Below are 21,242 nucleotides of genomic sequence, written 5' to 3'. Positions count from 1 at the left end.
CGGCGATGTGACAAATTGGGTTGTTTTTTCGTCGGGACCTGCGTGCTACAAGCCTGATGAACATCAAGGGTACTGAAATCGCCGGAGGATCAGGATGAACGACGCCAACGACAAGACCCATCTCGTCGACCGGATCACCGGCCATCGCCGCATGCGCCGCAACCGCAAGGCCGACTGGACGCGCCGGCTGGTGCGCGAGAACCGGTTGACGGTGGACGACCTGATCTGGCCGGTCTTCGTCATTCCGGGCGACAATATCGAGGAACCGATCCCGGCGATGCCCGGCGTGTCGCGCATGAGCGTCGACCGACTGGCGGAAGCGGCCCGCAAGGCCGAGGCGCTCGGCATTCCTGCGATCGCGACCTTTCCCAACATCGCGCTGGAAAAACGCGACATGAACGGATCGGAGATCCTCAACCCCGAAAACCTGATCAACCGCGCGACGCGCGCGATCAAGAAGGCCGCGCCCGGCGTGGGCGTGATCACCGACGTTGCCCTCGATCCCTTCACCAGCCATGGTCATGACGGCATCCTGATCGGTGACGAGATCGTCAACGATGCCACGGTCGATCACATCTGCGCGGCGGCCGTGCTGCAGGCCGAAGCGGGCGCCGATATCATCGCACCCTCCGAAATGATGGACGGGCGCATCGGCGCGATCCGCGAGCGGCTGGATGCAGCCGGCTTCCAGAATGTCGGCATCATGTCCTATGCGACCAAGTTCTCCTCCGGCTTCTACGGCCCCTATCGCGAGGCGATCGCCACCAAGGGCCTGTTGAAGGGCGACAAGGCGAGCTATTATGTTGACACGGCCAACGGAACCGAGGCGCTGCGCGATGCCGCCCTGGACGTCAAGGAAGGCGCGGACATGCTGATGGTGAAGCCCGGCCTGCCCTATCTCGACATCTGCTGGCGGATGAAGGAGGCCTTTGGCCTGCCTGTCTTTGCCTATCAGGTCTCCGGCGAATACGCGATGATCCGCATGGCCGCCGAGCGCGGCGCCATCGACGGCGAGCGGGTGATGATGGAAACGCTCCTGTCGTTCAAGCGCGCCGGCTGCGACGGCATCCTTACCTATTTCGCCATGGAAGCGGCGGAGAAGCTGGCGAAATCGTGACGGCGGCAATGTTTTGGCCGTTGCAATCGCTCCGCGGCAACCCACATTGTTGTTCCGACGGGTCCGAACGCTCGCGCCGGCGGCGCGGAGCCGCAACCCGACTGCAAGGAGCGAGCCAGAACCATGAGCCTTGAACGAGACATGTCCTACGCGCCGAATGCCGGCAGCCCAGCCTATACCGGCGTCCTGTCGCGCCGTGTTCTGGCCTTTCTGGTTGATTACCTGATCATCGCGATCCTCTGGGTGCCGGCGGCGGTTCTGCTGTTCTTCGTCGGCATCGCAACGCTCGGCCTCGCCTTTTTCCTCTATCCGGTGCTCTATTTCATCGTCGCCGTGTTCTATTTCGGCTTCACCATGGGCGGCATCTCCCAGGCATCCCTCGGCATGCGCTCGATGGGTCTCAGGATCGTACGGACCGACGGGCTGAGAATGGATTTCCTGACGGCCGCCGTGCATCTGGCGCTGTTCTGGCTGTTCAACTCGGTGCTGACGCCGCTCGTCCTGCTCGTCGGCCTTTTCACCGATCGCAAGCGCCTGCTGCATGATTTCCTCGTCGGCGCCGTGGTAGTGCGCGAGGAAGCGATGTGAAGCATACCGGGCACGGTTGACCTTTTTTCCGATTGCGCCATGCTAGGGCCAATTGTCCAACGCATGTTGTGCCGGTCATGAACACGCAAGCCACGCTTTCACCGCAATTTTACCTGACCGCGCCGGCGCAGTGCCCCTATCTGGAGGCCGAGCGCGAGCGCAAGGTCTTTACCCATCTCGTCGGACCTCGCGCCAGCGAGATGAACGACCTCCTCACCCAGGGCGGCTTCCGGCGCTCGCAGAACATCGCCTACCGGCCGGCCTGCGAGAACTGCCGCGCCTGCGTTTCCGTCAGGATCGTGGCCGGGGAGTTCGAGACGCCGCGCTCCCTGCGCAAGATATGTTCCCGCAACAGCGACCTCGTGACGACAGAACGTCCGGCGATCGCCACGGCCGAACAGTATGACCTGTTCCGCACCTATCTCGACAGCCGCCACCAGCGCGGCGGCATGGCCGACATGACGATCGACGATTACGCGGTGATGGTCGAGGAAACCCATGTGGAGACGCGGCTGTTCGAATACCGCGTTTCAACCGGCCGTTTCGGCGAAGAGGGCGAGCTCGTCGCCGTGGCGCTGTCCGATATCCTCGTTGACGGGCTGTCGATGGTCTATTCCTTCTTCAACCCGGCCTATGTGAAACGCTCCCTCGGCAGCTACATGATCGTCGATCATGTCTCGCGCGCCAAAAGGCTCAGCCTTCCCTACGTCTATCTCGGGTACTGGGTCAAAGGCTCGCGGAAAATGGACTACAAGAAGCGCTTCCGGCCGCAGGAACACCTGACGGGCAAGGGCTGGGAGCGGGCAGACGTCGAGGAGCCTGTGGAATAGGCGGCCCGAATTCCCCTTTCAACCCGGAGCGTATGGAACCTTCCCGTGCAATCGCCTAACCTTGTCCTCTCGCAGCGGACGAGATCGGCAAGGATGGAGGTTTCATGCTCAAGGAATTCAGGGATTTCATTGCGAGAGGCAATGTCGTGGACATGGCCGTCGGCATTATCGTCGGCGCGGCGTTCACCGCCATCGTCCGCTCGCTGGTGGCTGACATCATCGACCCGATTATCGGGCTGATCATCGGCGGCATCGATTTTTCAGACATGTATTTCGTGATGAACGGCACGGTTCCCGAAGGCGCGAGCCTCGCCGACGCGCGCGATTCGAGCGCGGCGATCTTCGCCTATGGCGCCTTCGTCACCTCCGTCATCAACTTCCTCATCATTGCCTTCGTCGTCTTCCTGCTGGTCAAGACCATCAACCGCGTGCGCGCCGCAGCCGAACGCAAGGCGAAGAAGCAGGCGGAAGCCGAAGCCGCAGCGGCCCCGCCGCCCGGACCGAGCGAACTGGACGTTCTGCTCGAAATCCGCGATGCGCTGAAGAACAGGCAGTAGCCCGGCATCCCGGCGGAAAGGAGGCATGCCGATGGCGAGAATAGCGAGGGTGCAATGCCGCTGTGGCGGCGTGGTCATGGAGGCGGAGGACGCACCGATCATGAGCGCCGAATGCCTGTGCAGCTCATGCCGGACAGCCGCCGAAATCATGGAAAGCCTTCCCGGGGCTCCGCGCCTGCGGGAAGCGTCGGGCGGCACGCGCATGGAAGTCTACCGCAAGGACCGGGTGCGCTGCATAAGGGGCGCAGAGAACCTGCGTGCGTTCCGGCTGAACGACAGGACAAGGACCCGGCGGGCCGTCGCGGTCTGCTGCAACACGCCGATCCTGCTCGACGTCACGGTCGGCCACTGGGTCGACCTCTACGGCGTCCTCTGGCCGGAGGGCGCCCTGCCCCCGCTGCAACTGAGAACAATGGCCGGCACGCTCGACGATCCGTCAACGCTGACGGACGACGTGCCGAACCTGAAGACCTATTCGGCGTCTTTCTTCTTTCGCCTCATGGCCGCCTGGGCGGCGATGGGTTTCCGCAGGCCGGCGCTCGACTATGTCGAAGGCGAGCTCGAAGTGAACCGCTGACGCGACGGCAGCCGAGCGAAAGAGCCGCGATCGCGGAAGCGGGCAAAGGAAACCGGCGACCTGCCGCGGTGGCCTAACCTTCCGACAGCTTCATCACCACAATTCCGGAAATGATCAACGCCGCCGCAATGAGCCTGCCCGGCGTCGCCGCTTCGCCGAGAACCGCAACCCCGACGGCGAACGCGCCGACGGCGCCGATGCCGGTCCAGATCGTATAAGCCGTGCCGAGCGGCAGCGCACGCATGGAAACCGACAGCAGCGCAAAGCTTGCGGCGGCCGCGACGACGGTGACGAGCGTGGGACCGGGAAGGGTGAAGCCTGCGGACTTTTTCATCGAGAACGCCCAGACGATTTCAAGAACGCCGGCGATTGCAAGCATGAACCAGGCCATGACACGGCCCTCCTTTTGATCAAGAGTGGCCGGGCCGTCCCGGATTGTGACAGAAGACGCGGGCCGTCCCGCGCGGGCTTTATGTAATCGCGATGCGCACGAAGGTCAATTTCCTTCGCCGCGGACGGACAGGCGACGCCCCTTCATAACGCCCTCAGTCGGAAAGGCAGACCCTGTTCTTACCGGCGCGCTTCGCCTTGTAGAGCGCCGCGTCGGCGCGGGCATAGAGATCGGCCTGATCCTCGCGGCAGTTTGCAGGCGCAATGCCGGCGGAAAAGGAATAGCTGAAATCCGGGTGTTCGGAAAACGGCCTGAGCGCCCTCACTGCCTCCAGCATCGCCTCGACCGCGCCTGCGGCCTCCGGCGGCGTCATGCGCGGCAGGACGAGACCGAACTCCTCGCCGCCAAGGCGGCCGAAACAGTCGATGCGCCGGACCAGCGTCGAGATCTTCTGGGCGAAGCCAACCAGCAGGCGGTCGCCGCAGGCGTGGCCAAAGCGATCATTGACCTGCTTGAAGTTGTCGACATCCAGGATAGCAAAACAGCCTGGCGGGCTCCTTGTCGCCTCCGCCTCGCGCTCGATCATGTCGACAAGCCGCTCCATCAGGAAACGACGATTGGCGATGCCCGTCAGATCGTCCGTCAGCGAAGATCTGAGCGCGATGTCGCGTTCCTGCCGCAGCGTCCGCCCCTGCGCGCGAAGCGGCGTGATGTCGCTTGCAAGGCACAACATCCACCCGTCCTCGTCCACCGTTTCCGTCATCCACAGCCAGGTGCCGTCATGCACGTCGGTCTCGAAGGCGCGGAACGGCACCTTGCCGCGCCTCGACAGCGTGCCCTTCAGCCACAGTTCGAAATCCGGGCTGGAGATCACCGTGCCGCGGCGTGCATGGAAATTGCGGCGCATCAGATCGGGCCAGTACGGATTTTCCTCCGCTTCGAGAAAGAAGGTTTCCCGGTACTTACGGTTGGCGAAAAGCAGCCTGTCTTCTTCATCGAATACCGCGAAAAACACGTCGGTCAATTCCATGAAGCGGAGAATGCGTCTCAGTTTGCCTTCCATGAAAGAGCAACGTCCCGTTTGGTCTCAGCGCACGCTGCGGACAATGGCATGCCTTCTACACTGTATGGTTAAGATCGGCGAGCGGGTCAACAGCCAGGCAGCGCTTTCTGCCCGCCGCGCGCCTTGCGAATTAGCGCGCGAGGCCAAGCCAGATCACATGCTTCAGTCCGCGTTTCTTGCGGTGGGCGCGTACCGTCTTCGCCTCGGTTTCGAAACCGCTCTTCCTCATGCGGGCGGTGAAGCGTTCATCGGGATGCGCGGACCAGACGGCGAGCACGCCGCCCTTTTTCAGCGCCCTTTTCGCGGCGGCAAGGCCCGCGAGACTGTAGAGCCGGTCGTTGTCGTCGCGGGTCAACCCGTCCGGCCCGTTGTCGACATCAAGAAGGATCGCATCGAAGCGGCCCTTCGAAGCGGTGATCAGCGCCGCCACATCGCCTTCGACAATCTCCACGCGGGAATCGTCGAGCGCCCCCGAGAACACGTCGGCCATCGGCCCGCGTGCCCAGGCGATGACCGCCGGCACCAGTTCGGCGATGATGATGCGGGCATCTTTCGGCAAAACCGCGAGCGCCGCGCGCAGCGTGAACCCCATGCCGAGGCCGCCGATCACCACCATCGGCCGTGCGCGGCCGGCAAGCTTCTCGGCCGACAGCTCCGCCAGCGCCTCCTCCGAGCCGGAAAGCCGGCTGTTCATCAGTTCGTTCGCGCCGAGCATGATTGAATATTCCGCGCCGCGCCGCTTCAGCCGGAGCGTGCCCGCCTCACCCGGGATTGCGGCCTCGTCCAGCTCTTCCCACGGTATCATGATCCGTTCCCCGTCTCGTTCACGCCTGTTGCGCCGTCGGCGTTTAAGAACAATATCGGCCTTGCGGCAACAAAAGTTTCGACTGAAGGCCAATGCTTTCGGTTTTGCGACAGCCCAGCCTTGACTTTTGCGTGGAGATTCGTAGTGTCCCGCCAGATTTTGCCGTGGCGAAGGCCCGGCGAGCCCAGCGAAGCGTCCGATGCGGGCGCTTCTTGATTTTTAGGTAACAGTCCGGGCGTACCGGTTCCGCATTCTCCGGAATGGAGAGCGGATTGCTCTTGAAGGCAGAAGAACATGGCAAAAGCAACAACGATCAAGATCAAGCTGCTGTCGACGGCAGACACCGGCTTTTTCTACGTCACCAAGAAGAACAGCCGCACGATGACGGAAAAGATGGTCAAGACCAAATATGATCCGATCGCGCGAAAGCACGTCGAGTTCAAGGAAGCCAAGATCAAGTAAGATCTTGTGCTGACTGGTTTCTTGGGAAAGCCCGGCTCGTTTTGAGCCGGGCTTTTTCATTCTGCGCCGGCTCGTTTCAGAAGGCGGCGGCGCAGGCCTGCCATCAGCATGGCGAGAGCGATGCTGACGATGCCCATCACGGCAATCTGCGCCGGATAGAAAACGCCGGCATCGATCAGATAGCCTGTCAGCCCCGGGCCGACGGCGGTGGAGAACACGATCGCCGCAATGACGACGGCGCGGATGCTGCCGAGATGGCGCGCGCCGTAAAGCTCCGGCCAGAGCGAGCCGTTGAGCGTGCCCGACGCCCCCATGGAAAAACCGATCAGCGGCATGAAGACAAAGGGCGTCCATGCAGCGCCCGAAAAGCCGATGATCAGGCAGGCGGCGGCAATCGGCAGCAGCATGAAGGGCATGACAGCCACCGAGGAAAACCGGTCGACCATGACACCGGTTGCCAGCATCGCCGCCAGGCTCGAAATCGACATCAGGAAGAACGAGCCCGCAAACATTTCCAGCGTCCAGCCGCGCAGCTCCACCATATAGACCTGGTGGAAGAAGATCGTGGTGCCGATGAAGGGCGGCGCCAGGAAGACGGCGAGGATTGCCCAGAACAAGGGGTCGCGCAGCACCTCGCCACGCGTCCAGTCGCGCGGCGCCGTCTGCACCTTGTGGCCCGTGGCTGCCGATTGCGGCGCTCGCTCCACCCGCATCAGGGCGACGATCAGCGGCAGGCCGACGGCGAGCGTCAGGGCGGCGGCGGCAACCCAACTTCCGCGCCAGCCGACCAGGCCGGACACCGCCACGAAGATCAGCGGAAAGCTGGCCTCCGCCGTCTGCAGGCCGAGCGAGGAGAAGGAAACGGCCCGCCCGCGCATGGCGTTGAACCAGCGGCCCATGGCGGTCACCGCGATATGGCTCATCATGCCCTGTCCGAAAAGCCGCAGCATGTAGAGCGCGATGAACAGCAGGAAGACCCACCGCGAAAGGGCCATCAGCAGGCAGGCGAGCGCCAGAAGCGGCATGACGAGAAGAACAACCTGCACCACGCTGCGATGGTCGACGATCCGGCCGAGACGCGTGAGCGTTGCCGCGCTCAAGAGCGTCGCGCCCATATAGACGAGGCCGAAATCGCCGTGGCTGAGGCCATATTCGGCGCGGATGTCGCCCGCCGAGAGCGAGATGAAATAGGTTTGCCCGAAGGCTGTGAAATAGTTCATCAAAAACGCGCCGCCCACCCAGCGGGCGTTTTCGCGCAGGAATGCAAGGACAGTCATCGGAAGATCCCGGTATGAAAGGGTCGGGCCGAACCGGAGGCTTGGCCTCCCTCCCGGCCTGGCATGCCGGGGCCCGCCGCCGGAAGGGCGGCAAGCTGAACGGGAGTCAGGTTAGCCGGGCTTGACGCCGAGGTAAAGCGGTCCTTACTCCGCGCCGCCGCCCTCGCCATTGGCAGCGCCCTTTGGCTTCTGCCCTGCCTTTGCATCGACCGCCTGCTCCTCCCGCGCCTTTTCCGCCTTGCGCTCGGCCTTCCTGCGGCGGCGCTCGCGTCTTGCATGGCTGAGCGCGACAAGCCTTGCCCTCGCGCCCGCCGCCATCCGCCCGACGAAGATGCGACCGCGATCGACCTCCCGCAGCTCCTGGGCATAGGCGACCGCCAGCGCGTTGCGATAGCTTTGCAGCCCGGCGCTGAAGCTCGCCTCGAGACGGCGCATCACCGAGACCCACACGGGCGACACCAGAAGCGAGATCGCCGTCATGGCGATGACAAGGCGATAGAGATCCTCGCCGAGCGCGCCGGCGGCAAGACCGGCGGCGGCCAGCACGAAAGAGAACTCGCCGACCTGGGCCATGGAAAGCCCGGCGACGAGCGCCGTCTGGGCGGAGGAGCCGGTCCAGCGCAGCAGCATCACGTTCAGCACGGATTTGGCGGCGATGACGCCGACGGCGGCGAGCAGCACGGTCCACAGATTCTGCCAGATGAAGCCGAGATCGATCAGCAGGCCGATCGAGAGGAAGAAGATCACCAGAAGCACGCTCTGGATCGGTTCAACGACGGGAATGACGCGGCTTCGTAGAGTCGAATTACCGACGCAGATGCCGGCAAGAAACGCGCCGTAGGCCGGCGACAGCCCGGCAACGCCCGAGAGGGCCGCCGCCGAAAAGCAGAGCGCCAGCGCGCCGAGCGCCAGAAGTTCGACCTTGTCCTCCACCTTCTCCGCGTAGGGGATCTTCAGCTTGCCGTAGCGGCCGAAATACCAGAGCAGGCCCGCCATGATGCCGACCGCGACAATCACGCGGATCGCAGTCGAGGTCACGTCGAAACCCGAGCCGCCGAAGCTCGACACGAAGATCAGCATCGGCACGACGGCGATATCCTGGGCGATCAGCACGCCGACGGCGATTCGCCCGGCATCGCCGCGCAAGACCCCCATCTCGTCCAGCATCTTCATCGCCACCACGGTCGACGACATGGCGATGACGAAGCTCAGGATCACGATTTCACGCGTCGTCGCCTCGAGCAGAAGACCGATGACAAGCGCCAGGACCGCCGCGCTCGCCAGCTGGCCGACCACCACCAGCAGCGCCTGACGGAGCGACACGACAAAGGCCTTGATCGACAGCTCCATGCCGATGAAGAACAGCAGGACGACCACGCCCATCTCGCCAAGAAACGCAACGCTGTCGCTGTTGGCGATCAGCCCCATCCCCGTCGGGCCGAGCAGGATGCCGGCGAGAATGAAGCCGACGAGCGGCGGTTGGCGCAGCCACAAGAAGCCGAGGCCGGCAAGTGCGGCAACCGCGATGACAAGCGCGACGGCGGCAAAACTGCCGCCGTGGGATGCGCCGTGCGTGACCGCCTCGTGTACGACCTGCTCCATCTTCAGCCTCTGCTTCATGGCCCGCGGGCCGTTATCTTCTCCTCAAGGATAGAAGGCATTGCACAGAATGCTCAAGCAATCCCTACCGCGGCGGTCGAAGGGACGGTCCGGAGAGCCCCTCATGAAGAAAATCCGAAGGCTTGACGTTGCGCATTTTAACCGCTGGAAATCGCTGCCAGACTGGATTTTCCGGAACAGGCGGCCCCGCAGGCGGGGGCAGACCTTTGCAGCGCAGCAACGAATTCGCTTTGCCAAGCATGAAAACCGTAATATATTCGTAACCATAAATGGAGGAGACAAAATGAGTTTATCACGGTCCCTGCATACGATCCTGATCGGAGCCGCATTCGTTTTCGTAACGGCGATGCTGTTCATCTAGAACGGATCAGGCGCTTATGCGCCTTCCCTGCCACGGTTGAGCCGGTCGGAACCGGCCGCCATAGTTTCGCGTTGATCTGGTCCTACATTCGGCGCGCGCTGTCGGTTCCCTTTGACGGGCATCGGCTCGCGCGGCCCGAAAATCGTTCCGTTGCCTTCCGGCGGCGGAGAAGAACCAGTTGGCACGGAGAAAAACATGTTTGAACAGAAGACGTCCTCGAGCGAACTGCTTGATCGGCTGCGCTTTTCGCAGAAAACGCCGGTGGAACGGGCCGGCTCGATGGTGCGCGGCGAGGTGGACGCGCTGGGCCGTACGGCCCGGGAGCATCCTGCCGCCAGCGGTTCCGCGCTTGCGCTTGTCGGGCTCGTGGCCTTCGGTCTCGGCTTTCTTGCCGGCAGCGCCGGCAGCGAAGCCTCGGTTCCGCGCAAGCGCCTTTTCCGGACAAAGCGTCGTGCCGGAAAGCCGCTCTATAACGGTCGCAACTCGTTTTTCTCCGGTCGCGGTCGCTGAGCCGCGGCCAACACTTCGGCGCGGCCCCTGCCGGAACGCTTCGGCAACAGGGCCGGCGCATCAGCGCCAGTGCTCGTCGATCCACGGCGTGGGACGGGCATATTTGTAGATGCGCTTCCACGGTTCCGAGAGCGGCCATTTGCCGATCGCCGCTTCATCGGGATCCGGCTTGCCCGTGAAGGCGACGATCTTCGTCCCTTCCGGAAGCGGTGGAGTGCGCAGAAAATTCAGCGGCCAGGTCGGCAGGAGCGTGTGCTTGAAGCTCACGCACCACGCGCGCGGCCAGAACACCATCCTGTCGACGACATCGGAAATATAGACCTGTTCGATCCCATATTTTTTCCGGATAGACGCGCCGCTTTCTTCGAAATCATTGAAAATGTGGGTATTTCTGCCGACATGCCAGCGAAACACGGAGGTATTGCCAATGCCCTGCCCCATCTGGGTCCAGTTTTCGCAGGCGCAGAATGTTCCGGGTTCGTAATCGAACATCGCGTCCAGCCCGCCGGTGATGACGATATCGAGATCGAGAAACAGCACGTCACCCGCAAGATCCGCAAGCGGCGCCTGCCAGAGGGAAAGCTTGCGCCAGGGCGTGTATGCGATGTCATCGGCGATGCGGATGTCGGGCAGCGGGAAGGTCGTCACGTCGGCGTCAATGCCCTCGGCATCATCGGTGAAGCAGACGAGCCGCGTCGGCCGTTTCGTATGCCGCTTGATCATCGACCAGAGCCGGTTGACGTAAAGCGCGGGGTATCGCGTTCCCCATTTCATGCATACGACAGTCTGCAACGGGCATCATCCTATGAATGTCGGCAACGCGCGATCCGCTCATCAGGCAAGCCTGTCCGGGTCTTTCGGCCGAAATCGGTTACGTCAGTTCAGGTTTCTGTATTTGAACAAAGCCGGAGCAAAGGCAACCGCTCCGATTCGCTCACCATGTGGAAAAGGCCGGCAATCGATCGGCCGCACAAACATCCCGTTATGAAAAAAAGCCCAGTTCGGTTAAGAAAGTATCCTTGCGGACGAGCCGATGCCCGCCGCGGTCCGTGCGGCGACCGTCTGTCTCCGCACGTGCCAAGGCTACACCGACGACCCGCTCGACGTCCAGAGGACGCCGGCCCATTCTTTCCCGACGCGCATGACCGAAAGACACCCGATGATGGACCGCCCGCCCCGCATCCTGCAGCTTCTTCCAGCCCTCGGCGACGGCGGCGTCGAACGCGGCACGGTCGAAATGGCGGCATACCTTGCCGAAAAGGGCATCGAGAACTGGGCGGCCTGCGACGGCGGACCGCTTCTGGCACCGCTTGAGGCAACCGGAACACATCACATCGACCTGAAGGTCGGGCGCAAATCGCCCTTCGCGATCCGCGCCAATGCAGTTCGGCTGGCCCGGCTGATCGACAAATACGAGATCGATATCGTTCACGCCCGCAGCCGCGCGCCGGCCTGGGTCGGCTGGCTCGCGACCGCGCGCGCCAAACGCCGGCCGCGCTTCATGACCACGTTTCACGGCGTCTACAGCCACGGCAACCGGTTCAAGCGCGCCTATGCCGGCGTGATGCTGAAAGGACCGCTAGTCGTTGCCAATTCAGCCTTCATCCGCGACCACATCATCTCTGTCTACGGCTACCCCGCAGAGCGAATCATCCTCGCCCCGCGGGGGGTGGACGCCGCCGTCTTCGACCCCGGCAGGCTGAGCAGTGCGGACATCGCCCTTGCGCGGGCGGAACTTGGCGCGGATGACAGAGCGCCCCTGATCGTGATTGTCGGCCGCATCACAGACTGGAAGGGCCACCGTTACCTGATCGAGTCGCTCGCCTTTGCCGAAAACAAGCGTTTCCGCCTCGCCATCGTCGGTTCGGGCAGCGCCGGCGTGATCGGCGAACTGGAAACGCTCGTCGCCGAACTCGACCTTGGCGACCGCGTGACGATTGCCGGCAGCCGGCGCGACATTCCAGCCGTCATGGCGGCCGCCGACATCGCGGTCTCGGCCTCCATCCGCCCCGAGGCGTTCGGACGCGTGGCGATCGAGGCCGAGGTCATGGGGACGCCGGTGATCGCCACCAACCACGGCGGAAGCCTCGAAACGGTGATCGACGGCAAGACCGGGTATCTGGTGCCGCCGGCCAATCCGAAAGCCCTTGCCGACGCCATCGATGCGGCGCTTTCCGATCCGGAAGGGCTGAAGGAAATGGGCCGCGCCGCCCGTGCTCACGTGCTCGCAAACTTCACCGTCGAAACCATGCTGGAGAAGGAATTCTCCGCCTATGAGCGGCTTATGTCGGAGGGTTGAGACAGGCTCAAAGCGCCACCAGGCCTTCCTTCTTCACCTGGCGGATGGTCAGCATGGTGCGCACCGTGTCGACATGCATGCTGGTGGTCAGCACCTCGATCACGAAATCCTGAAACTGCATCAGGTTCTCCGCGACACAGTGAAGCAGAAAGTCGGTCTCGCCCGAGGTCATCCATGCCTGCCGCACGATCGGCCAGTCGTCGGTCGCCCTCGAAAAGGCCTTCAGCTCCGCCTCCGACTGATGCTTCAGCCCCACCATGCAGAAGGCGACGAGATCGTAGCCGAGCCGCGGGGCATTGAGCATGGCATTGTAGCCCTCGATAATGCCCGCCTCCTCGAGCCTGCGCACCCTTCTCAGACAGGGCGGCGCCGAAATGCCCACCCGTTCGGCAAGCTCCACATTGGTCATCCGGCCGTCGCGCTGCAGCTCGCGCAGGATCTTCAGATCGACGGAATCGAGGTCGGCACGCATTGAACTCTCCTGAGGCGGATCCGGGGACGCATTTTGCGCGGAGCACGCAATAATATTACAATATCCCGCATGATTCTTTCAACCGGGCGAAATGGTCTGTTGGTAGGACTTCCATGGCCTTGAAACTGACGCCCGTCCAGCCATAAATGAGCCGAGACGCTGAATTGATCCGGCGCGCCACTTCAGGGTCGCGCTGAAAGGATGTGAGATGCCCGACCATCATACCAAGGTTCTGATCATCGGTTCCGGCCCGGCCGGCTATACAGCCGCAATCTACGCCGCGCGCGCAATGATGAAGCCGATCCTGATCGCCGGCCTCGAGCAAGGCGGCCAGTTGACGATCACCACCGATGTCGAAAACTACCCGGGTTTCGCCGACCCAATCCAGGGCCCCTGGCTGATGGAGCAGATGCTGGCCCAGGCGGAAAATGTCGGCACCGAAATCGTCAACGACGTGGTCTCGAATCTGGACCTCTCCAAACGCCCCTTCACCGCGACGACCGACAGCGGCGAGGTCTTCACCGCCGATACCATCATCCTCGCCACCGGCGCCAAGGCCAAGTGGCTCGGCCTCGAAAGCGAGCAGACATTCAACGGCGGCGGCGTTTCAGCCTGCGCCACCTGCGACGGCTTCTTCTACCGTGGCAAGGATGTGGTGGTCGTCGGCGGCGGCAATTCCGCCGTCGAGGAGGCGCTCTATCTGGCCAACATCGCCAGGACCGTGACGGTGGTGCACAGGCGCGACGAGTTCCGCGCCGAAAAGATCCTGCAGCAGCGCCTCTTCGCGCTGGAAAACGTCAAGGTGATCTGGAACCACGCGGTCGAGGAGATTGTCGGCACCACCGCTGTTCCGCCCCTGCCCCCGTCCGTCACCGGCGTCAGGCTGAAGGACGTGAAGAGCGGCGAGAAGACCACCGTCGATGCCGACGGCGTGTTCATCGCCATCGGCCATGCGCCGCAGGTCGACCTGATCCGCGACCAACTGAAGCTGAAGCCGAACGGCTATCTTTGGACAGAACCGGGCACGACGAGAACCAGCGTCGAGGGCGTCTATGCCGCCGGCGACGTTGCCGACGACAATTACCGTCAGGCCGTGACGGCAGCCGGCATGGGATGCATGGCAGCACTTGAAGCGGAGCGCTTCCTGACCGAGCAGAAAACCGGTACATTGGCGGCCGCGGAGTAGAATTCATGAAAAGCACGAGCATGCCTCTGGATTGGGACAAGCTGCGCATCTTCCATGCGGCAGCGGAGGCGGGCTCGTTCACCCACGCGGCCGACAAGCTGCATCTTTCCCAGTCGGCCATCAGCCGCCAGGTCAGCGCGCTTGAGCAGGATGTCGGCGTCAAGCTGTTCCACCGCCATGCCCGCGGCCTGATCCTCACGGAACAGGGCGAGCTTCTCTACCGCACCGCCCATGACGTGCTGCTGAAGCTCGAGGGCGTGCGCTCGCGGCTGACGGAAACCAAGGAGAAGCCGTCCGGCAAGCTGAGGGTGACGACCACGGTCGGACTCGGACAGGGGTGGCTTACGGACAAGGTGCAGGAATTCCTGCAGCTCTATCCCGACATGCAGATCCAGCTCATCCTCGACAACGAGGAGCTGGACGTGAACATGCGCCATGCCGATTGCGCGATCCGCCTTCGCCAGCCGCAGCAGCCGGACCTGATCCAGCGAAAGCTCTTCACCGTGCACATGCATGTCTATGCCTCGCCCTCCTATATCAACCGTCATGGCGAGCCGCAGTCGATCGAGGATCTCGACAACCACCGCATCATCACCTTCGGCGAGCCGGCGCCGGCCTATCTGCTTGACGTGAACTGGCTGGAAATCGCCGGGCGCTCGCCCGACAATCCGCGTCCGGCGCATCTGCAGATCAATTCGCTCACCTCGATCAAGCGCGCGGCGCTGCTCGGCATCGGCATCGTCATGTTGCCGGATTACATCGTCGGGCGCGACCCGGGCCTCCTGCAACTCGTCACCCATGCGGATGTGCCGAGCTTCGACACCTATTTCTGCTATCCGGACGAAATGAAGAATTCGGCCAAGCTGAAGGTGTTCCGCGATTTCATCGTCGCCAAATCGCGCAACTGGAGCTTCTGAGGAAGCGCCGCTTCCCGGTCATTTCTTTTTCACGCCTGCTCTCGGGCCCTCGGATCGCCTGCTTGTGCGAACTGATCAACGAAACGAGCGGGCGCCAGCGCCGATTTTCGGCCAAAACAAGCCTGTTTTTTAGGCATTTACCCAGTCTGCTTCTGATTGGTCAATTTTGGCTGCAAATTTCATTTCCTGCATGGCAGCCATGCAGAAAATCGCATTGCAGAATGCCTAATTCGGGGGCATATCGCACATAGCTGATGCAGTTGGTGCCCAACTTCTCCCTGGTGCACCGCAGCAGCTGTTCCCCTCTGGAGGTTTTGAGAGACCTTCTAACTCAAAGGGCCCCGTTTTTCGGTGGCCCTCTTTTTTTGCCCGCGATTCCCTGTTCTTTTTTTTCGCATTTCGAGATGAAAACTGTTGCAACGCGCACAAAAAAGAACCATATCCTGAGTTAGCTGATGCATACGGCGACGGCTTTTGAGTCTCGCTGCAGCAGCTGTTCCCCTCTGGAGGTTTTACCTTCACACCTAACAAGGGCCCCGTTTGGAGGCCCTTTTTTTTTGCCTTGCGTCGGGGTGTAAGACGCAAGGTTCCCCCGGTGATTCCGCGCGTATACGCTTTCTTGTCTTTTATGGTCTAGAAGAACGGGACCTTTGGGGGCGAACCGGCATTCGGGAGCCATTTCGGGGCGACAGCAAAATTGCGCATATGTCCGGCGTAGGCTACACATGACAGAGCTTCGGGGGCCCGAGACGGAAAGGAATTGAATGGCCAATCTTTTTGATCCCATCACGATCGGCGATGTCACTCTCGAAAACCGCATCATCATGGGCCCGCTGATGCGCAACCGCTCCCCCGATGCCGTCCCGAACGCGCTCAATGTCGAATACTACCGGCAACGCGCGACGGCCGGCCTTATCGTCTCCGAAGCAACCGCCATCACCGAACAGGGCCAGGGCTATTCCCATGCGCCGGGCATCTACAGCGACGCCTCTGTCGAGGGTTGGCAGAACGTGACGAAGGCCGTCCACGAGCAGGGCGGCAAGATCTTCTGCCAGCTGATGCATGTCGGCCGGATTTCGCACAAGTCGCTGCAGCCCTTCGGCGATCCGCCTGTCGCCCCCTCCGCCATCCAAGCCCGCGCCAAGACCTTCGTCGTCTATTCCGACGGCACCAGCGACTTCATCGAAACCTCGATGCCGCGCCAACTCAAGCCCTACGAAATCTCCGGCATCATCGAGGATTACCGCCGCGCCGCCGCCCGCGCCATGGAGGCCGGTTTCGACGGCGTCGAAATCCACGGCGCCAATGGCTATCTCGTCGACCAGTTCCTGCGTTCCGGCACAAACCAGCGCACCGATCTTTACGGCGGACCGCTGGAGAACCGCGCGCGCTTCATGTTCGACATCGTCGGCGCCATCTCGCGCGAGATCGGCCCTGGACGCACGGCCATCCGCCTTTCACCCGTTGCGCCGTCGAACGACATTTTCGACGAAAAGCCGCAGGCGCTGTTCAATTATCTGGCGAGCCAGCTGAGCGCCTACGATCTCGCCTATATCCATATCGTCGAGGGTGCTACCGGCGGCGATCGCGGCTACCAGCAGGGCCCGGAACCGTTCAATTACGAGGAGATGCGGGAAACCTACTACCGCACCGACGGATCCGGCGCATGGATGGTCAACAACGGCTATGACCGGCAGCTCGCCATAGACGCGCTGGAAAAGGAACGCGCAGATCTGATCTGCTTCGGTCGCCCGTTCGTCGCAAATCCCGATCTTGTGCGCCGGCTGCGGATCAATGCGCCGCTCAATGCGTTGGATCAGAGGACGCTGTTCGGCGGAGATGAGAAGGGCTATACCGACTATCCCGTGCTCGGCGGCTGAACATCTTGGGCCCTCCCGGGCGCGAAGACGGGGTCGTTTCGACAATGCTGAAATTCCTGCGCGGTGAAATCCTGCTTCTGCAGGCGGTTCCGGCCGCCCTTCTCGCCTATCTCTCCGAACACGCCGTCATGGAGGCGGGCCAGGTCTTTGCCCTGATGGCCGCCGCCGTGCTGATCGTCTCGATCGCGTCGGCCTCCATGCGCGTCGCCCACCATGCCGAGATCCTCGCCGCCAAGGCGGGCGAACCCTATGGCACGATGATCCTGACGCTGTCGGCCGTGCTGGTCGAGGTGCTGATCCTGGTGATCATGATGCAGCAGACCCAGCAGCCGACGCTGGTGCGCGACACGATCTATTCCGCCGTCATGCTCGACATCAACGGCATTCTCGGCCTTGCCGCACTCCTCGGCGGACTGAAGCACGGCGAACAGTCCTATAACGACGATTCCGGCCGCACCTATTCGGTGATGATTCTCACGGCCATGGGCATCTCCATGATCGTGCCCGACTTCGTGCCGAAGGAAAGCTGGCACTACTATTCGGCCTTCACCATCGTCGCGATGCTGGCGCTTTATGCCGTCTTCCTGAAGATGCAGGTTGGCCAGCACAGCTATTTCTTCTCCTACCGCTACCCGAAAATGCGCCAGGGCGCGGAGCAGAGCGCGGCAGACGAGGAGGAACACGGGCCCACGGCGCTTTCGGTCGGCGTGATTCTGGCCGGCGTGGCGCTGATCGGCCTCCTGGCGGAATTCATGTCCGCCTTCCTGACGGACGGGCTTGAGGGCACAGGCGCGCCGCTGGCTCTGACGGCCATTCTGGTGGCTGCGATCGCCGCCGGACCGGAGATCCTCACCGCGCTCCGGGCGGCGCTCAAGAACCGGATGCAGGCCGTCGTCAACATCGCGCTCGGCGCCTCGCTGTCAACGGTGATCCTGACCGTGCCGGTGGTCGAAGCCATCGCGCTTTTCACCGGCCAGCCCTTCACCATGGCCATGACCCCGGTTCAGATCACCATGGTCGCCATCACCCTGGTCGCCGCCGCCATCAACGTCAGTGACGGCGAGACCAACGCGATCGAGGGCATGACCCATTTCGTGCTGTTTGCCACCTTCATCATGCTCTCCTTCCTCGGGCTTTGACGGCTCAGGCAGCGCTTGGCTGCCCTGCGCCGTCTTCCGCCGGCAACGTTACCCCGAGATCTTCCAGGGCAATAGCGATCGCATCATCGAGCGGTGTATGCGGCTCCTGACCCAGAAAGGCCGCCAGCTTGTCGTTCTTCATGTGCAACGGCGTACGCCAAAGGTAACGGATTTCCAGGATTTCCCGCATCAGCGCGACGAAGGGCGCAAGCAGGGGCACCAGAAACCACGGAAACGGCCGCACGGGCAGATCCGCCCTTCCCGACACGCGCCGGATGGCCTCGGCCATGCGATTGCCGTCCTCGTCCCAATGCCCCTCGAAGTGAAAGTTGGCGTAGGACGGCAATTCTCGCGCGCGCGCATCAAGCGCTGCGAAGGTCTCGCCGAGGTCCGGGAGATAGGCCCATTGGTGGCCGATGCCGGGCGCGCTCAGCCGGGTCACCGAGCGGAGCGGCGTACCGGGCTTCACCATCTGGCCGAACCAGCTGTTGGCCCCGCTGTTCCCGCCGAAAAAGTCCCCTGCCCTGACGAGAATGACCTGCGTGCCGTTCCAGGCAGCCTCCCTGAGCCGCACCTCCACCTCGATACGGATGCGGCCCTTGCGGGTCGTCGCGTTCTGCGGGCTGTCTTCCGTCGGCTCAGGCAGGGCGTCCGGCCCGAAATTGTAGACCGTGCCCGGAAACAGGATGCGGGCGCGGTTGGCCTTGGCGGCGGTGATCGTGTTGTCCAGCATGGGCAGGACAAGCTTTTTCCAGTTGCGATAGCCCGGCGGATTGACTCCGTGGAAAATGAGTGTTGCGCCCTCGGCCGCCGCCATCACATCTGAAAGCGCCATGGCGTCACCGGCCACCCATTCATAGGCCGGGAATTTGCGCGCCTGTTTTTCGGGATTGCGGTTCATGGCGCGGATGCGATAGCCGCGCCGGCTGAGCGCTCCGGCGACCGCGCCGCCCACGCCGCCGCTGGCGCCGAGGATCAGGGCGAGCGGACGCGTCACAAGCGCATTGCGGGAGTTGGTCTCTGTCATCGGTTCATTCCTTTGCCGTTCCGTTCACTGAAGCCATGATCGGCGAAATCATCATGCAACGGAATTGTATAAAAATGTGTCCATGCTATACGTATTTGTATGGAAAAAACGAGTTGGGACCATTACCGCACCTTGCTGGCGGTGCTCGATACGGGCACGCTTTCGGGCGCCGCTCGCCGGCTTGGACTGACCCAGCCGACTGTCGGCCGCCATATCGAGGCGCTGGAGGCGGAAGCCGGGCAGCAATTGTTCACCCGCTCGCAGCGCGGGCTGGAACCGACGGATACGGCGCGCGCCATGCGCCACCTCGCCGAGGCCATGGCAGCCTCTGCCGACGCAATCCGCCGCACGGCATCGGAAAGCAGAAGCGCGGTTGCCGGCGCCGTCAGGATCAGCGCTTCCGATGTCATCGCCATCGAGGTTCTGCCCGAGATCCTGGCGCCCCTGATGGAGGCCCACCCCGCGCTCGACATCGAGGTTTCGGTCTCCGACGCGGTGGAGGATATTCTGGCGCGCAAGGCCGATATCGCGCTCAGGATGGTGGAGCCGAAGCAGGAGGCGCTGCTGGTGCGCCATATCGGCACGATCCCGATCGGCTGTTTTGCCCGCAAGGAGGTGATCGAGCGCCATGGCGCTCCCGGCACGCTCGAAGAGGTCGAAAAGCTTCCGACCATCGGCTTCGATCACGAGCTGGTCTATATCCGCGAGGCGTTGGACGCCTTCGGCGACCTGAAACTGCCGGCATTCGACTTCCGCTCGGACAGCAATCTCGCCCAGCTTGCGGCGATCCGTGCAGGCTGCGGCTTCGGTTTCTGCCAGGCCCCGATAGGCCGGCGCGATCCCCGCCTTGAAGAGGTGCTGGCGGGACAGGTGCCGCTCAGCCTGCCCCTTTGGGTGGTGATGCACGAGGACCTGCGCCGCTCTCCGCGCTGCCGGGTGACCTTCGATGCGCTGGTGACGGGTCTCAAGGCCTATATCGGATGACGGTCAGCGCCCGTCCGCCGGCAGGTAGCGATCGACGATCAGGTGCCATTGCTCGCTCTCCAGCGTCGACAGGATGGTGATATTGACCGCCTTGCGCGCCGGATCGTCCTGCGGGAGGATCAGCCCGTAGTTCTGCTGTGAGAAGGAAAGCCCGGCCAGATAGAGCCCGGAGTAGTCGCGAAGCCCCCATTGCAGAGCCGCCCGGTCATAGACGAAGGCGTCGATTTCGCCATGGCTCAGCGCGGCAAGCCCGGCCTCCAGATCCGGATAGTCATGCGGAGCGACATGGAGGATGTCGAGTTCGGAGGCCGCCGAAGACCCCGTGACCGTTCCGACCTTCAGGCCGCCGAGATCGCCGACGCTCTCGATCGCGCTGGTGCTGATCGAGGAGGTCAGTCCGGCGGCAAGTTGCGCCGTCGTGATCGCCGCCAGGATCAGGGCCGCAAACATCCAGAACATGGCCAGCAACCGGCCGAGAAAGGTTACCGGCGCCTTGTCGCCGTAACCGACCGTGGTCATCGTCACCGTCGCCCACCAGAAACCGGAAAAGACGCCGCGCGCGGGGCGCGGCTCGAACTGTTCGGGATTGGCTCGCCGCTCCAGAAGCCAGATCAACGCGCCGATGATGAAGACGGGGCCGGTCAGCAGGCCGAGCATGTAGAGAAAGGCCGGCGAGGTCAGGAGTTCCAGCATGAAGCGCGGCCCGAGCCGGTCGACGAGCCGGAGCGCAACGCCGATGCTGCCGCTGTAATAGGGCTGGGAGAAATCGATCACCGCCTCGTCGCGCGCATTGATCGGAACGGGGCCGATCGCCGCGCCAAGCGTTCCGTCCGCAACCCGCGCCACCATGTCGGCGGGATCGGTCTCGACGAAGCGATAGTCAGTGTTCAGATTGCGGCTGAGCGCATTCATCAGGTCGACGCCGAGCCCGTACCATGACCCATCCCGATCCTGCATCACGAAAGGCGGAACGGCGTGGACGCCGATCGCCACCGGCGCCTTTGCGGCGGCTGCGCCCGTCTCGTCCGCCGCTTGCTGCGCCCGGACGCCGCCGGCCAAGAAGACAAGGAACAGCAGGGCGACAAGGCGGAAAAGACCTTGGGCAACGGAAAGGCTCGATACGGAGAAGACGCGCAGTTTCATGACATCCGGGCTCAGTGGTGGACAACCACGGCTATAG

The 21,242-nt window shown here is 62.9% G+C and carries 23 protein-coding genes; 14 read left to right on the top strand and 9 right to left on the bottom strand.

The genetic code is table 11. The features are described 5' to 3' along the window. Nucleotides 1–94: 94 nt before the first annotated feature. The 5 genes from hemB to JET14_RS05785 all read left to right on the top strand — a co-directional run bounded on the left by hemB (nt 95) and on the right by JET14_RS05785 (nt 3,669). Entirely contained in the window at nt 95–1,117 is a 1,023-nt protein-coding gene (gene hemB / locus JET14_RS05805) for a porphobilinogen synthase (protein WP_200337206.1), read from the top strand. A 123-nt stretch (nt 1,118–1,240) separates the two neighbouring features. Then, nucleotides 1,241–1,705: an RDD family protein gene (locus tag JET14_RS05800; RefSeq protein WP_200337205.1), complete on the top strand. Its 465-nt coding sequence runs from the start codon at nt 1,241–1,243 to the stop codon at nt 1,703–1,705. 77 nt (nt 1,706–1,782) lie between these two features. After that, the gene (locus JET14_RS05795) at nt 1,783–2,535 is read left to right on the top strand and encodes an arginyltransferase (RefSeq protein ID WP_200337204.1); all 753 of its coding nucleotides are present in this window, start codon (nt 1,783–1,785) and stop codon (nt 2,533–2,535) included. A 104-nt stretch (nt 2,536–2,639) separates the two neighbouring features. Beyond that, nucleotides 2,640–3,092, top strand: a complete 453-nt coding sequence (mscL, locus tag JET14_RS05790; RefSeq protein WP_200337203.1) for a large conductance mechanosensitive channel protein MscL — start codon at nt 2,640–2,642, stop codon at nt 3,090–3,092. A gap of 31 nt (nt 3,093–3,123) precedes the next feature. Next, nucleotides 3,124–3,669, top strand: a complete 546-nt coding sequence (locus JET14_RS05785) for a GFA family protein (protein WP_200337202.1) — start codon at nt 3,124–3,126, stop codon at nt 3,667–3,669. Nucleotides 3,670–3,742: 73 nt separating this feature from the next. On the opposite strand, the gene JET14_RS05780 is transcribed toward JET14_RS05785, so the two are convergent. From JET14_RS05780 to JET14_RS05770, 3 genes are all read right to left on the bottom strand, one after another. Then, complete coding sequence (locus tag JET14_RS05780) at nt 3,743–4,060, bottom strand: DMT family transporter (protein ID WP_024709095.1); 318 nt, start codon at nt 4,058–4,060, stop codon at nt 3,743–3,745. Nucleotides 4,061–4,214: 154 nt separating this feature from the next. Continuing rightward, nucleotides 4,215–5,123: a sensor domain-containing diguanylate cyclase gene (locus JET14_RS05775; RefSeq protein ID WP_200337201.1), complete on the bottom strand. Its 909-nt coding sequence runs from the start codon at nt 5,121–5,123 to the stop codon at nt 4,215–4,217. A 130-nt stretch (nt 5,124–5,253) separates the two neighbouring features. Further along, complete coding sequence (locus tag JET14_RS05770; protein WP_200337200.1) at nt 5,254–5,928, bottom strand: spermidine synthase; 675 nt, start codon at nt 5,926–5,928, stop codon at nt 5,254–5,256. 294 nt (nt 5,929–6,222) lie between these two features. Between JET14_RS05770 and rpmG the strand changes: the two genes are divergently transcribed. Next, on the top strand, nt 6,223–6,390 hold the full coding sequence (gene rpmG / locus JET14_RS05765; RefSeq protein WP_018066542.1) for a 50S ribosomal protein L33: 168 nt from the start codon (nt 6,223–6,225) through the stop codon (nt 6,388–6,390). A gap of 56 nt (nt 6,391–6,446) precedes the next feature. Here the strand turns inward: rpmG and JET14_RS05760 are convergent, their stop codons facing one another. Together JET14_RS05760 and JET14_RS05755 are read right to left on the bottom strand one after the other, a co-directional pair. Then, nucleotides 6,447–7,667: an MFS transporter gene (locus tag JET14_RS05760; protein ID WP_200337199.1), complete on the bottom strand. Its 1,221-nt coding sequence runs from the start codon at nt 7,665–7,667 to the stop codon at nt 6,447–6,449. 144 nt (nt 7,668–7,811) lie between these two features. Next, the gene (locus tag JET14_RS05755; protein WP_200337198.1) at nt 7,812–9,269 is read right to left on the bottom strand and encodes a cation:proton antiporter; all 1,458 of its coding nucleotides are present in this window, start codon (nt 9,267–9,269) and stop codon (nt 7,812–7,814) included. 121 nt (nt 9,270–9,390) lie between these two features. Between JET14_RS05755 and JET14_RS05750 the strand changes: the two genes are divergently transcribed. Together JET14_RS05750 and JET14_RS05745 are read left to right on the top strand one after the other, a co-directional pair. Then, on the top strand, nt 9,391–9,648 hold the full coding sequence (locus JET14_RS05750) for a hypothetical protein (RefSeq protein ID WP_200337197.1): 258 nt from the start codon (nt 9,391–9,393) through the stop codon (nt 9,646–9,648). 195 nt (nt 9,649–9,843) lie between these two features. Then, a complete protein-coding gene (locus tag JET14_RS05745; protein WP_200337196.1) occupies nt 9,844–10,158 on the top strand; it encodes a hypothetical protein in 315 nt (104 codons plus the stop codon). 60 nt (nt 10,159–10,218) lie between these two features. On the opposite strand, the gene JET14_RS05740 is transcribed toward JET14_RS05745, so the two are convergent. Beyond that, nucleotides 10,219–10,950: a hypothetical protein gene (locus JET14_RS05740; RefSeq protein WP_246750533.1), complete on the bottom strand. Its 732-nt coding sequence runs from the start codon at nt 10,948–10,950 to the stop codon at nt 10,219–10,221. A gap of 370 nt (nt 10,951–11,320) precedes the next feature. On the opposite strand from JET14_RS05740, the gene JET14_RS05735 reads away from it, so the two are divergent. Further along, entirely contained in the window at nt 11,321–12,457 is a 1,137-nt protein-coding gene (locus tag JET14_RS05735) for a glycosyltransferase family 4 protein (protein WP_200337195.1), read from the top strand. A gap of 7 nt (nt 12,458–12,464) precedes the next feature. On the opposite strand, the gene JET14_RS05730 is transcribed toward JET14_RS05735, so the two are convergent. Continuing rightward, a complete protein-coding gene (locus tag JET14_RS05730) occupies nt 12,465–12,929 on the bottom strand; it encodes an Lrp/AsnC family transcriptional regulator (protein WP_024709087.1) in 465 nt (154 codons plus the stop codon). Between the two features lie 208 nt (nt 12,930–13,137). Between JET14_RS05730 and trxB the strand changes: the two genes are divergently transcribed. The 4 genes from trxB (at nt 13,138) to JET14_RS05710 (ending at nt 18,051) form a co-directional block, all read left to right on the top strand. Then, nucleotides 13,138–14,115 carry a thioredoxin-disulfide reductase gene (gene trxB / locus JET14_RS05725; RefSeq protein WP_200337194.1) on the top strand — a complete coding sequence of 326 codons (978 nt, stop codon included), beginning with the start codon at nt 13,138–13,140 and terminating at the stop codon, nt 14,113–14,115. Nucleotides 14,116–14,135: 20 nt separating this feature from the next. Next, entirely contained in the window at nt 14,136–15,032 is an 897-nt protein-coding gene (locus JET14_RS05720) for a LysR family transcriptional regulator VtlR (RefSeq protein ID WP_024709085.1), read from the top strand. Between the two features lie 764 nt (nt 15,033–15,796). Then, nucleotides 15,797–16,912, top strand: coding sequence for an alkene reductase (locus tag JET14_RS05715; protein WP_200337193.1), 1,116 nt, complete (start codon nt 15,797–15,799; stop codon nt 16,910–16,912). A gap of 44 nt (nt 16,913–16,956) precedes the next feature. Next, nucleotides 16,957–18,051, top strand: coding sequence for a calcium:proton antiporter (locus JET14_RS05710; protein ID WP_200337192.1), 1,095 nt, complete (start codon nt 16,957–16,959; stop codon nt 18,049–18,051). 4 nt (nt 18,052–18,055) lie between these two features. On the opposite strand, the gene JET14_RS05705 is transcribed toward JET14_RS05710, so the two are convergent. Next, nucleotides 18,056–19,078, bottom strand: coding sequence for an NAD(P)H-binding protein (locus tag JET14_RS05705; protein WP_200337191.1), 1,023 nt, complete (start codon nt 19,076–19,078; stop codon nt 18,056–18,058). 99 nt (nt 19,079–19,177) lie between these two features. On the opposite strand from JET14_RS05705, the gene JET14_RS05700 reads away from it, so the two are divergent. After that, nucleotides 19,178–20,062 carry a LysR family transcriptional regulator gene (locus JET14_RS05700; RefSeq protein ID WP_200337190.1) on the top strand — a complete coding sequence of 295 codons (885 nt, stop codon included), beginning with the start codon at nt 19,178–19,180 and terminating at the stop codon, nt 20,060–20,062. 3 nt (nt 20,063–20,065) lie between these two features. On the opposite strand, the gene JET14_RS05695 is transcribed toward JET14_RS05700, so the two are convergent. Further along, nucleotides 20,066–21,205 (bottom strand): transporter substrate-binding domain-containing protein, encoded by a 1,140-nt coding sequence (locus JET14_RS05695; protein ID WP_200337189.1) that lies wholly within the window; start codon nt 21,203–21,205, stop codon nt 20,066–20,068. Between the last annotated feature and the right edge of the window lie 37 nt (nt 21,206–21,242).

Source organism: Martelella lutilitoris (assembly GCF_016598595.1).
Taxonomy (GTDB): Bacteria; Pseudomonadota; Alphaproteobacteria; order Rhizobiales; family Rhizobiaceae; genus Martelella; species Martelella lutilitoris_A.
This window is presented reverse-complemented; position numbering and strand designations above follow the sequence as displayed.